Below are 14,248 nucleotides of genomic sequence, written 5' to 3' on the forward strand. Positions count from 1 at the left end.
AGTTTACGCTGAGATTACAGCGCGCTGAATCAACAACAACAACATTCTAAAAGGAAATGCATTCCTTTTTTAGATGTTTTTCTTTTCATTTTTATAAAATGTAAATCTGTTTTCATTTGATTACAGCTTGTAAACAGTTATTTAATTATGCAAATATAATACTTTTTTTAAAACAAACAATAAAATCTATAGAAATAGTAGTTTATTACTTAGACACTCCCATTAAAGCCTTAGCTTGATCCCTCCATTAATTACAAAACCGTCAACAGGAGCGTAAATATCCCTGAATACAGGATCCGTAATTGTACCAGTATAAATGGTATCAAACTTGGTTTGTCGGGTATTAGTGAAATTTTCAAAATTCACAAAAATGGAAAAGCGTTCCCATAATTTTTCAGCCATCAATCCTGCTGTCCAGTAGCTTTTACCTGTTGCACCGTCATTTAATCTTTGTTTACTGAAATAATAAGCCTCGGCACCAATTTTCCATTCATCCTCTACTTCGTACATGAGCACATTGTTGAGTCTATGTTTTGAAACCAGTGGATAAGCTGTACTGGTACTGCCAGTATGCTGATTTACATCGGCATAGGTATAGCCAATAAATAATTTGAAATCACTATAGGTGATCTTGGCATTGGTCTCCATCCCTTTAGTATCCAGATTTCCCTTTGGCTGCACATATTCCAAATTGCTCCCTGTAACTGCAGTAAGCAAAATCGGATTGTTGATTCGGGTATAAAAGAACATTTGGTTAATACTGAAGCCTACCTTATCTTCAAATAATGTAGTTCTATAATTGATGTCATAATTGGCACCATAAGAACGCTCTGCCTTGGTGGTGGTCACGTCAATTGGCAATACATTACGGAACTGGATTCTTTCTGCATCTTCTGTAAACACCGTTGGCGCTTTATAACCTAGTCCCCCACCTAAACGGGTCGAGAAATGTTCATTGATCTTCCATAGTCCAGAAATTCTGGGTAAAAAGAAAAATCCATATTCGTTATGGTAATCGCCCCTGACACCCGATTCAATACTAAAGCATTCTGACAAGTTCCAGGTATTTTGCACAAATGCACCAATGGTGTTGTAGTTGTAACTCCTTAGTGCAGCATTGCTGTTCTGGTCTTCTTTGAAGTGATCAGTCAGGAAGTTTACACCCGCTACCCAGTCTACTTTTTCTCCGTTGCGATTATAATTGGCTTCACTGTAAGTAGATACTTGTATGCCCGAAAACAGGTAGTTCGGCAGGCCAATGCTCCGGTCGTAATAACTCACGGAATTACGGACAACGAGTTTTTCCTGATTATTAAGTTTATGATCCAGTTCAAGCTGGGAACTGTAACGTCCGGTTTTATTCTCTTCAAAATAAGAATGGGCTACACTACCATTTCCTTTTACATATTCCAGGTCACCTCCTATCCTTTTTTCAGTCGTGGCATTGATTCCAGCCGAAAGTGTAGTTGCATCATTAAAATAAAAGAACAGTTTCGGATTTAAAGTAAAGCGGTCGAACTTAGGAATAGCGGTTAAACCAATATCCGAAGGATCATAAGCTGTTCCTTTGTTATAGGCTGCATAAACGGTAACACCGATTTTTTCGAACTTTTGGGCATAAAAGCCACTAGCATCTAATCCCAATGCAGATGTTCCATTCAACAGGAAGCTCAACTGGCGTTCTTCGGTTGGCTTTTTCGACACTAAATTAACCAATCCGGCTATCGCTCCACCGCCGTATAACGTTGATGATGAGCCTTTAATTACCTCCACCTGCTGTAGATCAAGCGGTGCGATTTGCAACAAGCCTAATCCACCCGAAAAACCTGAATATAAGGGAAAGCCATCCCTGATGATCTGGGTATATTTTCCATCCAATCCTTGTATACGGATGCTGGAATTACCGCTGGTAGCAGAGGTCTGCTGAGTTTGGATCCCTGTACTTTCAGCGAGCATCATTCGAATGTCTCCAGGTTTCATATTTCCTTTCTCATCAAGTTCTTCACCAGCAATTACCTCAACCCGTGTTGGGATGTTGTCAATTGTACGGCTGCTCCTGGTAGCGGAAACCACTACTTCGTCAAGTTCCTCCTCTTCCGCTGCCGCTTCAAGTAAAACCACTATGTCGGCAGTCTGATCAATCGGAAAAGTAAGGGTATCTGTCTTTGTTTTAAAACCTATGTAACTGAACTGGATGACCTGCGGGCCTACGGGAACATTGCTTAAAGCTACATGCCCATCAAATCCGGATACCGAACTAATAGCAGATCCAAGCAATTTCACACTTGCCCCAGCTAGTGGTTTATTTGTTTTCGCGTCTTTAACAAGCGCTTTATATGTATTTTGAGCATAGGCTGAAACTGTAAACAGCAACACAGCCAAAAGCACAATCAATTTTTTCATGATAAATTTGTAAATAAGATAATTCAATAATACTGGTCGGAAAGACCTCGGACAAGAAACTAGCTTAATTTAGGTGGTTGCCAGATTGGAGTAGATATAAGCGGAAGTTCAACCGGAAGATAAAACATATTGTGCTGCACTGCTTTAAATGGTACCGCGAAAGTAAAGGCAGAAAAACCAGTAAACGTAAAACCGATACAGGTGCCACAAACATAAAACGGCGAACAGTCCTTGCAGCAACTGTCTTCATTTTCCGCACAATGATGATCAACCTCTTTTTGAATGGTTTGATGGATATGGGCCTCATCTTCCGCCAATGCGCAACACGGCACCAATGTTAGTGTTAGCACAATGATCGATAAAAATAAGGCAATTAGCTTCACAGGGTAAAAGTAGAAAATTTCGGATGATATTAATCGTTGGGGTTACAAAAAATGGCGACTGAAATTCAGCCGCCATAATAATAAAACAGAAATAAAAAGATTCTAAATATTAATAGCCCGGGTTTTGGTACATCTTAACCGGATCTAATTTTACTTCATCAAAAGGAATTGGATAGTAACGATCTTTTGTGGTTACATTAGCTAGTTTTGCAATTCCATAAGAAGCCTGAGGTTTGGCTTTTAAATAAGTTACCAACTCAGCAGCAGTGAAATTTCTGATTAAATCAAACCATCTTTGATGCTCAAAAGCAAGTTCAACACGTCTTTCGTGTAAGATAGCCAACTTCATTGTCGGGAATTTTGCAGCATAAACAGGATCTGTTTTAGCAACAGCATAAAGCGGCCTGCCGGCTCTCGCTCTTACCATATCTAAATATTGTGTGGCCAAAGCATCATTTCCCTGAAGGTTAGCCACTTCCGCCAGCATTAAAATCACATCAGCATAACGCATCATTATCCAATCATTACCACCGTAACCATTAACAGATGCTGCAGCACTTGCATCACGAAATTTAGTGATAAACCAATCTTTCACGTTTGCATCGTTAGCATACTTTACCGAAAAATCCTTACGCAAATCTCCGGCTTCGTATTCATCAATCAAATCGAGCTTAACGTTACCACCAATACCTGTAGAAACTTTTAAAGAGTTAATCGTTTCTCCCCTTGCCTGATTGTTTGCCGCGATACTTGAACTGTAATTAAGATCACCTTGTTTATATGAAATCTGGAAGATTAATTCTTTACAAGTTGTTTTTTTAGTTACGTCGAAAACATCAGCATAAGGAATTTCAGATAAATTTCCGAAACCACGCATGTTGAATGCAGCTAACAAGTAAGTATTTGCACTGGCTAAATTTTCTGTTCTATTTGCAGGAAGTGTTGCTGCCATAGTTAAATAAACCTTACCTAAATATGCATTTATAGCTGCTTTTGAAGTTCGGCCAATACCAGCAACAGGTTGAAAGTTTGGCAAGTCGCTATTTAAAGCATCTTTTAAATCGGAAACGATTTGCGCATAAACATCGGCTTCAGGAACACGAAACGTGCTTGCTGCGATTTCATCAGTAGTTAAAAGGTGCTTGGTTACCAAAGGAACCGGCCCCCATTTTCTAACCAACTCAAAATACATAATTGCTCTGATGAATTTAGCTTCGGCACTGTAAATATTTTTGTTTGCGGCAGTAGTGAATGTAACCTTATCAAGGTTAGACAGAATAACGTTACTTCTGGTTATTGATTGATAAAGTGCCAGCCAATGTGCCTTTAAATATGAATTACTTGGCAACAAAGAGAAATCGTTAAACTGGAATGGTTCACCTGCATTACTCTGGTTATCGTTACGACCTGCATCATCAGAACGTTCATCAGTAAATAATCCGCTGTTTTCTCCCATGGTATTACTGCTTCTTAAAGATTGATATGCACCATTAACAGCAAGCAATACATCATTCTCTGTTTTAAAATAATTCTCAACCGTTATTGCGTTCGGATTAGTTTGTTGCAAAAATTCTTTTTTACATGAGCTTAAAGCGATAACGATGCCTAAAGCCGGAATTAAAATATGTTTTTTCATTTTCGTAAATTCTAGAAGGTAAGTTTAACACCAAGATTATATGCTCTTGCCAAAGGATAGTTTCCGTAATCAACACCTGGTGTTAAATTAGATCCTCCGCTGTAATCCACCTCAGGATTATAACCCTTATAGTCTGTAACGGTAAAGGCATTATCCACACTCGCATAAACACGAACATTATTTACCTTAAGCGTATTGGCTAAAGATTTAGGAAAGGTATAACCTAAGGTTATGTTGGTACATCTGAAATAAGAGCCATCTTGAATATAGAATGATGATAAGCGCGTACTATTACTTTGTGTACCTGCACGAGATGCACGATAGTTTAAGCCACTTCCCGGATTAGCTTCATTTCTGTAGCGATTTGCAACTTCTGCATATTGGTTACCTGAACCTTCGAAGTTATACAGGTAATAATCCTGACCATCTAAAACCTGATTACCATATGAACCGTTGAATGAAGCCCTTAAATCAATTGTTTTATAAGAGGTATTTAAAGCAAAACCGTAAGTGAATTTAGGATATGGCGTACCAATAACCGTTTTATCGGCATCGTTAACAATCCCGTTCCCATCAGTATCCTGAAAATACAAATCGCCGATTTTTGCAGGATTGGTCGCAGATGCAGAAGGTGCAACCTTACCAACATTATCTGCAGTTAAACGACCTAAGACCTTGAATCCGTAGAACATACCAACTGGTTGTCCTTGTTGTGTTATGTGTGTTAAATATGAACGTTCTGCACCGTTTGTTAAAATGGTACTTGCACCCCCCATATTTAAAACTTTATTACGATTTACGGCGATATTACCACTTAAACCAAATGTAAAGTCTTCTTTCTGAATAATCCTTCCATCAACCTGCACATCAAAACCTTTATTGCGGATTTTACTGTCGGCAAGGTTCGTTAAGATTGATGAAGTACCCGAAATTGCAGAAATCGATTGGTTAAACAATAAGTTATATGAGTAACTCAAATAATAGTTTGCGATAACAGATACACGATTTCTGAATAAACTGATATCAGTGCCAAAGTTATATTGAGAGGTGGATTCCCAACCTAGGTGACCATCTTGAATAGAACTAGGCCAGATTGCTGTTGAAATTGTATTTCCGAAAACTACACCACCTGGTGAATTCATTTCCTGTTGTGTTCTGTAGTTAGGAATGTTATTGTTGCCACTTAAACCCCAGCTCGCYCTGATCTTAACAATTGATTGCTCACCAAGAAAGTTATTGTAAAAATCTTCTTCTGACAAGCTCCATCCTGCTGCAACAGAAGGGAAATTACCATATTTATTTAAAGGGCCGAATCTTGAAGAACCATCGCGACGGAATGAACCTGTCAGAAAATATTTTCCTGCATAATTATAGTTGAAACGACCAAAATAGGAAAGTAAGGTATTGGTAGATTTGGCTGCATTATCTAAGGCAAAGAAACTTGCATCAGCGCCTTTATCTGTAATCTCGCCAATGTTATCATTTTGGAATCCCTTTGCTGAAACGCGGATCAGATCGCTGGTTGTTTTTTGAGCCGAGTAGCCTGCTAAAACATCAATTTTATGTTTACCAAAAGTTTTGTTGTAGTTTAAAGTAAACTCAGCCAGCTGGTCTATTTGTTTTAAGTTTTGTGCAATTGCTGTTGCTGCCGCCAAGGATGCTGTAGAATAAGGTGGGTTATTTCCATTGCTTAAACTTGTAGGCAAATAAAAATCATATTTCTCACTATAAGTCTGCATGCCCAAATTGGCTTTAAAGCTTAGGCCCTCAATTATTTTATAGGAAGCATTTGCATTGTAAGTGCTTCTATCACCATTTCTTGCCACTTTAACTTGGTTAACAGTTGCTAAAGGGTTTTCGGGATTTTGGATACCATAAACGGATGCTAATGAAGCCATACCAAACTGTATAGGGTTACCGTTGTCGTCTTTTGCCGGAAGGAAAGGCAAATATAATAAAGCCGACATCATTGGGCTTAAATCATAGCGACCTTCGCGAACTTCACGATTTTTGTTTTGGGTGTAAGACATATTTGCACCAACATGCAAACGTTCACTTACGTTCCCATCTATATTTGCCCTGAAATTGATTACCTTCTGGTTGGTGTTGGTTACAATACCATCATTGTCCTGATAACCACCACTCAGGAAATATTTGATGTCTTTATTCCCCCCTGAAAAAGAAAGATTATGACGTTGAAAAGCCGCATTTCTGTATAGTTCATCCTGCCAATCAGTATTGTATTTTGCAGGAATTGGCTGCTGGGTTGAGAAATTATATAAATCGGTAGGAATACTAACACTACTTCCATTACCTACATTGGCAATACGGGTTGCATTGTTATCACCAAACATGGAATCGTTCCAGGTTTTACCTGCATTTACCCATAGATCTTTGTAAGCATTATTTCTACCATCAATAAGGAGTTGAATAAATTGATTGGCATCTAATAAATCAATCTTTTTTGCCAGTTGGGAAACGCCTCCCTGAACATCATATTCAAAACGTCCTTTTCCATCCTGCCCCCTTTTGGTTGTTATTAAAACGACACCACCCGATGCTCTGGAACCATAAATAGCAGCTGAGGCCGCATCCTTCAAGATATCTATACTTTCGATATCCTCAGGATTTATGGAAACGTTATTCCCGGCAGGATACCCATCGATTACATATAAAGGATCTGAACTTGCATTGATTGAACCAATACCTCTTACTCTTATTTTTGTACCTGAATAAGGTGCACCACTTGTTTGAGATACCTGTACACCGGCAACTTTACCTACAAGGGCCTGCCCAACGGTTGCTGAAGTTAAGTTAAGCTCACTAGCTTTAACACTGCTAATAGCCCCTGTTACATCAGACTTTCTGATCTTTTGGTAACCAATCGCTACTACCTCATCCAGTATGTTAGTGCTTTCCTTTAATGAAATATTTAAGGTTCTTGCCCCATTTACCTGCACTTCCTGTGATTCGTAACCGATGAATGAAAAAACTAAAGTTGATCCTTCCTCAAGCGAAATCGAATATTTACCATTAACATCTGTAGAAGTAGATTTTTTGGTCTTTTTATCATAAACGCCTACACCTGGAAGTGGCAGTTGGTTATTATCGGTTACAATACCGCTTATGGTGAAAGTTGCTTTATTTTTGAGAACAGATGTATGAATACTATATCTGTTCGAAGCCATTATTGGCGAATTGAAAATTGCGAGTATTCCTACCGGAAAAAGCAATTTTCTACAAGTGTTTTTAATACCTGCATTGAAAAAAAATGATGTCATCTTTAGTTTTAGTAATAATTTTGAATAATTCCTGGTTTGAATGTTTAAAGAGCATGTAGAATCAGATTCACATAGGCAAATAACTTTAGTTTAAATAACAAGTTTATTTGAGTGCTTTAATTCAGTCAAAAGTATGTGTGTATTTTTAACACTATGTATCCCCAGTATTAAGTCTATGAGAAGGTTTTTAGGTAAAAACCTAAAAAATTATCATTAGAATCAGATTCCATTAAAATCAGCCCAACAGAATTAATACAGCCATAATGTTATATTAATGGCACTTATTTAGCTTGCGGAAATTTATTTCATGAGAATACTCGTTACCACTTTGCTATTTTGGTTATTTATATTTCAGACAAAAGCACAGCAAAATTCTGCAGATCAATCTTATCAGCTGATTATCGGAAAAAGTCAGTTATATAATCCTTATATTCAGTACAAAAGTTATTATTTGCTTACACTCATACAGGAGCTTCCTGATTTGAGAAAAGCAATAGCCGAAGATCAGGTGTTTCAGAAGCTGTTAAAGGACAAAAGCAATAATGCAGCTACTGCATTAAAAACCTGCGCACAAAATATTAGCTGTTATGCTGATGCAATGAAGTTTAGCGAGGCAGAAATTTTATTGGTTAACGAAAGACTTAGTACTTTATATAAAGAGGAAAATGTATTTGGTGAGGTTGCTAAAAACCATCTGTTACCATCAGGCTGCTACGGCTTGTTTCAGGATTTACCTGGCCAACAATTACTTATAAAAGCATGGGAACAGGACGCTAAAGCTCTTAATTATGCTATTGAGGTATATATTGAAGGTAAAAAACCTAATTATCCCAAAATAGATTCTATTGCTTTCAGCTCAAAGGATAAGGAATTTCCTACGTTCATTTCTTCAAATGTATCGCTCAATACAGGGCCTGATAAAAAGCTCTTTTTTGAGCCTTCAATGAATTTCGCATTAGGTGCACTTAAATTGAACAACCGTTTAGAAGCAGCGGATTATGAACCCATGAACACTGGTGTTAACCAATCTGCAATCGCAAAAATCAAAAAAACGAATTTCAAAAATTACAAATACAGCGTAATCTTAGTTCCAGGAGCCGGACCAGAAGATAGAGATACTGAGTTAAGTGCGGGTGGTATGATACGTTGTAGAATTGCAGCAATTCAGTATCATAAAGGCGTGGCGCCGTTTATAGTGGTATCAGGCGGAAGGGTTCATCCTTATAAAACCAAATATAGTGAGGCTTATGAGATGAAGAAATTCTTGGTAAGTACTTTACATATTCCTGAGAATTCAATTATTATGGAACCTCATGCCCGACATACCACAACCAATCTTCGTAATTGTATTCGTTTGATGTTTCGTTATGGGATGCCGATGGAAAAATTGGGATTGATTAGCACAATCAAATCAACTATTCCTTACATCTCGGGAATACTTTCTGACCGCTGTAAAAAAGAATTGGGTTATTATCCATATAAAATAGGACAAACGCTGAGCGATACGGAAGTTGAATTTTATCCGAACAGCATGTCTTTACAGATTGATTTTGACGAACCCTTAGATCCTTAGCTAATGAAACTTCTTAGTGCGACATTGATTACTGGATTGGTTATCTCTGTATTTAGTTATAAACCACTTTCGGGCACCATTACAAAATCTTTTACACTAGATTCCCTAGGAGCCTGTCAGGGAATATCCAATCAGGACGGAAAGTATTTTCTATACGGCGATCGCGAGATTGGCGTAATGCGGCAATATCATTTAAAAAATGATTCATTGATATACCGGCCTGAGGAGTATCATTTTACCATTAAAGGCGAAAATATAATTAAACATCCTACAGGTATTGCCTTTAGAAAAGGTATGCCAACTTTTATCGGAAACTCTGTACGTCAAAATGCTGAGGGAACTCTATGGAAAGCAATGATATATTCAATTGATTGGTCAAGGTTTCTAAAAAGCAAAACCTTAGACGGTAATTTATTGAAAACAATAGAGGATGATGCCTGTATACAAGGAACCAGACCAGAATACGTAGAGCATAAAGGAAAATGGTTTATGGCTACAGCTGATTACGGAAATAAGGCAAACGAAGTGCGCCTTTATGATGCTATTAAGCTTTCCAAAGCTGACAAAACAAGTGAAAAAGGATTATTGTATCATAAATTCACATGCTCTCCCTGGGTACAAAATCTTCATTTTATAGAAAGTAAAGGCATGCTGGTTCTTATTCAAAATCAAATTGAAGGTCGCAAATGGAGGTTAACTTTTGTAGACTTAAACAAATCGATCGTGAGCGGTCATGAAGAAGTTATTAAAGTTATCGATACAGATAAAACTGATGAACTTGAAGGATTCACTTTAACCGACGATCAGAACAAAGGAATTGCAGTTAGCTCTTCCAGGAAAAATAACATCAGCTTAATGGATATTAATTGGAGCAAAAGTTAAAGACACACAACTATTTAAGAGTTTAACACCCGATTTCTCAAGTCATTAGAAGGCAGCTCAAAAAGCGAAAAAGTGCCCTCACTTCTCTGATTTTACATTTTTCTGACCAATAAACAAAAAGACTACCAAATTAGTCGTATTTTTATTTATCTTTGCAGCCAATTAATTTATTATTCAACCCAATTGATGAAAGACATGCAAATATTTGTACGCTACCTACATTCTATTCCTATTTAACTTGTTAAGCTGATCCTGTTAATACAGTTTGGCTGACACATCTAATTCAATTTAAATTTTAACCATTCATAAGATATGCCATAAATGGCTATGGAATTCTTATGTCCAAAAACTCCCATTTATTCAAATGAAAACAAAATTAACTATTCTATGTTTTTTGTTCTTCTTTCAATTCGTAAACGCGCAGCAGGACTATAAAGTGACCGGCCGTGTTGTTGAAAAAGGAACCAACCTTCCCCTACCCGGAGTAAATGTACTCATCAAAGGCTCTAAGGCAGGAACAAGTACCGATCAGTCAGGAAATTTCAGCATTACGCTAAACAAAGAACAGGAAGTACTCAGCTTCTCCTTTCTGGGTTTTACCAGTCAGGAAGTTGTTGCAAAGGCCGGAAGCACCGTTAACATCATTTTAGGTGATGTAACCAATAGCCTCGATGAGGTAGTTGTAGTGGCCTATGGTACTTCTAAAAAAAGAGATATCACCGGAGCTGTTTCACAGATCAATGCCGATCAGCTCCAAAACAGACAGGTATCTAACATCACCAAAGCACTTCAGGGTCTTGCTCCCGGAATACAGGCGGTATCCTCGAGCGGACAGCCCGGTACGTCTGCAACCTTGCGTATCCGTGGTGTTGGATCGATCAATGCATCTGCTGCTCCATTATATGTGGTAGATGGCAATCCGTTTTCGGGTGATCTCAGCTCAATCAATTCCAGCGATATTGAATCTGTAAGTATCCTTAAAGATGCTGCTTCAAGTGCATTGTATGGTTCAAGAGGTGCAAACGGAGTGATCATTATTACCACTAAAGCAGGAAAACGCAACGACCAGACAGAGATCACAGCTAATTTTAGTCAGGGTGTTTCAAAGCGGGCCGTAAAGGATTATGAACAGGTAACAACTGATGAATATTTCCAAAACTACTGGCTTGCTGTTAAAAACAAACAAAAAGCCTCTAACCCAACTTATACGGATTTGCAGGCTGGTCAGGCTGCAAGCGAGCAGATCATTACCGATCTGGGTATCAACCCTTATGGCTCAAAATACCCACTTCCTGTAGGACCAGATGGGAAGCTTGTTGCAGGAGCAACACCATTATGGGATGATAATTGGGGTGATGCAATGGAACAAACCGCAATACGTACCCAAGCCGATCTTAGCTTTAGTGGTGGTAACGAAAAAAGCCAATACTTTATTTCTGGCGGATACCTTAATGATAAGGGTATTGCATTGGGTTCCGGGTACAAAAGATATAGCGCAAGGGTTAATTTAACTACCAAAGCAAAAAAATGGTTAACTGCCGGACTGAACATTTCAGCAGCAAATACCCTTCAGGATTATCCTATTTCTGAAGATAGTAATACAGGAAACGTAGTAAACTATTCGCKTTTGGTGCCAAGCTTCTATCCTGTTTATGAACGAAATCCTGATGGCTCTTACAAAACTGATGCAAATGGCAACAGAGTTTATGATTTTGGCGCTTATCGCCCAAGTTCAGCCATTCCAAGAAGCAACCTCGCGGCAACTGTTGACCTGGATAAATCTGAAATCTTAAAAGACAATGTTTCGGCACGTACCTTCCTTGAAGCTACCATAATCCCCGAATTAAAATTCAAAACTACTTACAGCGCTGATTTTGCAAACATTAACAATCATAATTATACGAATCCGGTACTTGGCGATGGAGCTGAAACCAAAGGTTCGGTAAGTAAAAGCAACAGCAGAACTTATTCATGGACATGGAACAACATCTTAACTTACGAAAAGACCTTTAACGAAGACCATCATTTAAATTTACTTGCAGGTCAGGAGATTTACAAATACAATTACAGGATCATTTCTGGTAGCAGGGAACGCTTTGTACTCCCTGGCTTATATGAACCAGACGCTGCTTCACAATTAAACGATTTTGGCGGGTCGGCATTGGACTATACCTTACTAAGTTTTCTTGGACGCGCAGAGTATGATTATAAAAAGAAATACCTGCTTTCTGCATCACTAAGAACAGACGGATCTTCAAGATTTGCTCCGGCAACACGCTGGGGAACATTCTGGTCGCTAGGTGCTTCATGGAAACTATCTGAAGAAGACTTCCTAAAAGACAATTCCTGGTTAAGTACACTAACGCTTAGAACCAGTTATGGTGCTCAGGGAAATGATAATATTGGTACTTATTATGCTTACGAAGGCTTGTACACCATCCAAAATAACCTTGGTGAAAATGGTTTGGTAACTTCAAGACTTCCAACACCAGATCTTAAATGGGAAACCAACTTAAACTTTAATCTGGGTCTTGATTTCGGAATTCTGAACGACAGAATCAGCGGTACCGTGGAGTATTTCGATAGAAGATCGAGAGATTTGCTGTTTAGCAGACCAAAGGCTCCGTCGACCGGTTTTGGTTCAATTGACGCCAACATCGGTGCTTTAAAAAACACCGGTATAGAGGTTCAGATCAATGCAACCCCTATTCGTACTGCAGATTTTAGATGGAACATTAGCCTGAACGCTACACATTACAAAAACGAAATTACTGCTTTGCCTCAGGAAGATATCAAAACTACTACAAAGATCATGCGTAAAGGTGGTTCTGTGTACGATTTTTTCCTGAAAGAATGGGCCGGAGTGGATCCGGAAACCGGAAATCCATTATGGTATAAACAAGATGCTAATGGGAACAAAGTAACCACTAATATCTATGCTGATGCGATACAATATGTTCAGGACAGTGCGCTTCCAGATCTTACTGGCGGTATAAGCAATACATTCAGTTACAAGGAGTTTGAATTATCGGCATTGTTTGCCTACAGCATCGGTGGTAAAATTTTAGACAATGATTATTTATCATTAATGCACAATGGCAGCAGCACCGGGCGTACCTGGTCTAAAGAAATATTAAACCATTGGACCCCGGCAAACAAATATACGAATGTACCAAGATTAACAACCGATAACCTTGGATGGACTCAGGCTTCTACCCGTTTTCTTTACAGTGCAACTTATGCTCGTTTAAAGAACTTAACTCTAGGGTACAGTTTGCCTAAAACTCTGGCCAGTAAATGGGGCTTAAACAACCTTAAACTAACCTTAACCGGCGAAAACCTATTTACTTTTTACGGACATGATGGTATGGATCCGGAACAAACTGTTGATGGTACTACTTATTACCGTTATCCGGCTATGCGTACTTTTTCTGCCGGACTTAGCCTTACTTTCTAATGCATCTATTAAAAATTACAAAAATGAAAATTAAACAGATCACCTATATAATTGGGATATCCGCTTTGCCCTTTCTTGGATGCAAAAAGGAGCTTACCACTACACCGACTACCTCCGTTCCCGAATCATTGATCTATGGGACAGCAGATAACATTGAAACCGTGCTGAATGGAACCTGGTCGTACATGAACGACACCTATTTTACTTATGCAAATCCTGGTTACTCTTCTATCTTAAGAACCAGTGATGTAATGGGAGACGATATTGCCATCATTACCAACAAATACGGATATCGCGATGCATATGAATATACATTGGCTAATAATCAAACCAGACTGGGTGCTTTCTGGACCATTCTTTATCGTGTGATAAATAACACCAATAATATCATCAGTAAAATTGACGCCTCAACCGGAACGGCAGAGAAAAAAGCGCAGATTAAAGGTCAGGCTTATGCATTAAGAGCCAATAGTTATTTGAATCTGGTTACGTACTACCAGTTCAATTACCAGGTAAATCCCCAAGCCAAAGCGGTTCCTGTTTATACGGAACCTACCGGTCCGACAACTGAAGGTAAATCAAAATCGACTGTTGAGCAGGTTTATCAGCTGATCATCTCAGACCTTACTGAGG

8 protein-coding genes are annotated in these 14,248 nt (G+C 38.5%); 4 read left to right on the forward strand and 4 right to left on the reverse strand.

What is annotated here, in order from left to right; genetic code table 11:
* Positions 1-222 precede the first annotated feature (222 nt).
* From AC1DG9_RS14020 to AC1DG9_RS14035, 4 genes are all read right to left on the reverse strand, one after another.
* Entirely contained in the window at positions 223-2,403 is a 2,181-nt protein-coding gene (locus tag AC1DG9_RS14020; RefSeq protein ID WP_288879186.1) for a TonB-dependent receptor, read from the reverse strand.
* A gap of 59 nt (positions 2,404-2,462) precedes the next feature.
* Positions 2,463-2,753, reverse strand: a complete 291-nt coding sequence (locus AC1DG9_RS14025) for a hypothetical protein (RefSeq protein ID WP_288879185.1) — start codon at positions 2,751-2,753, stop codon at positions 2,463-2,465.
* 142 nt (positions 2,754-2,895) lie between these two features.
* The gene (locus AC1DG9_RS14030) at positions 2,896-4,422 is read right to left on the reverse strand and encodes a RagB/SusD family nutrient uptake outer membrane protein (RefSeq protein WP_288879184.1); all 1,527 of its coding nucleotides are present in this window, start codon (positions 4,420-4,422) and stop codon (positions 2,896-2,898) included.
* An 11-nt stretch (positions 4,423-4,433) separates the two neighbouring features.
* On the reverse strand, positions 4,434-7,703 hold the full coding sequence (locus tag AC1DG9_RS14035; RefSeq protein ID WP_337716803.1) for a SusC/RagA family TonB-linked outer membrane protein: 3,270 nt from the start codon (positions 7,701-7,703) through the stop codon (positions 4,434-4,436).
* 307 nt (positions 7,704-8,010) lie between these two features.
* Between AC1DG9_RS14035 and AC1DG9_RS14040 the strand changes: the two genes are divergently transcribed.
* The 4 genes from AC1DG9_RS14040 to AC1DG9_RS14055 all read left to right on the forward strand — a co-directional run.
* Positions 8,011-9,276 carry a YdcF family protein gene (locus tag AC1DG9_RS14040; protein ID WP_337716801.1) on the forward strand — a complete coding sequence of 422 codons (1,266 nt, stop codon included), beginning with the start codon at positions 8,011-8,013 and terminating at the stop codon, positions 9,274-9,276.
* A gap of 3 nt (positions 9,277-9,279) precedes the next feature.
* Entirely contained in the window at positions 9,280-10,158 is an 879-nt protein-coding gene (locus AC1DG9_RS14045) for a hypothetical protein (RefSeq protein WP_288879181.1), read from the forward strand.
* A gap of 364 nt (positions 10,159-10,522) precedes the next feature.
* Positions 10,523-13,615, forward strand: a complete 3,093-nt coding sequence (locus AC1DG9_RS14050) for a SusC/RagA family TonB-linked outer membrane protein (protein WP_477634765.1) — start codon at positions 10,523-10,525, stop codon at positions 13,613-13,615.
* A gap of 23 nt (positions 13,616-13,638) precedes the next feature.
* On the forward strand, positions 13,639-14,248 hold a 610-nt coding region (locus AC1DG9_RS14055), incomplete at its 3' end, for a RagB/SusD family nutrient uptake outer membrane protein (RefSeq protein ID WP_477634766.1).

This window comes from Pedobacter sp. 05L430 (assembly GCF_056397585.1).

Excerpts from the sequence above, each read along its gene's own strand:
- AC1DG9_RS14045 (WP_288879181.1), top strand. The coding sequence starts at position 9,280 with ATGAAACTTCTTAGTGCGACATTGATTACTGGATTGGTTATCTCTGTA.
- AC1DG9_RS14020 (WP_288879186.1), bottom strand. The coding sequence starts at position 2,403 with ATGAAAAAATTGATTGTGCTTTTGGCTGTGTTGCTGTTTACAGTTTCA.
- AC1DG9_RS14030 (WP_288879184.1), bottom strand. The coding sequence starts at position 4,422 with ATGAAAAAACATATTTTAATTCCGGCTTTAGGCATCGTTATCGCTTTA.
- AC1DG9_RS14040 (WP_337716801.1), top strand. The coding sequence starts at position 8,011 with ATGAGAATACTCGTTACCACTTTGCTATTTTGGTTATTTATATTTCAG.